This window comes from Kamptonema formosum PCC 6407, from assembly GCF_000332155.1.
Lineage (GTDB): Bacteria > Cyanobacteriota > Cyanobacteriia > Cyanobacteriales > Microcoleaceae > Kamptonema > Kamptonema formosum.
The window spans coordinates 82,668-83,164 of record NZ_KB235906.1; the positions used below are offsets into that span (position 1 = coordinate 82,668).

At 39.6% G+C, this 497-nt stretch carries 1 pseudogene; it reads right to left on the minus strand.

The features are described from left to right. Window positions 1–309: 309 nt before the first annotated feature. A pseudogene (locus tag OSCIL6407_RS37410) lies at window positions 310–497 on the minus strand (ISL3 family transposase); the annotation flags it as partial.

The window sequence follows — 497 nt, forward strand, 5'->3', positions numbered from 1 at the left end:
GACAGAATCTAATTTATTAGAATCCTGTCTAGCTCTTTGTCTAGCACCGATTTTCTAGCTCAACGATTTTCTAGCTCTTTGTCTAGCAACGATTTTTAAATCTTACCTGCGCTTCATAAGCTGTTGCGCCGGAAAGTTTTGCACGTCCCAGCCCTGACTGCATATTGTTAATGCTCCCAAAATAACAATTTAGATGTGTGTTAGTTTAGAATTAGAAAAACTTGGGTCTTGGCAACTTTTGGTGATCGGAACCAATGCCGAATGGCGATCGCTGTTTTTTCAAACTGTTTCTAGGGAGAGAAAAACCCTTTACATCTTGATTAAAAATCGGCGACTCAATAAATCAATACTAGCACGACCATACATTTGTCGCTTCAGCATTTTTAATCGATTAATATGTCCTTCAACCGGGCCATTACTTACAGATAAAGTCACACCCGCCTTAACAGAATCATAATCCTCACGTAACCGCACTGCAAAACGTTGAATGGGAGAAA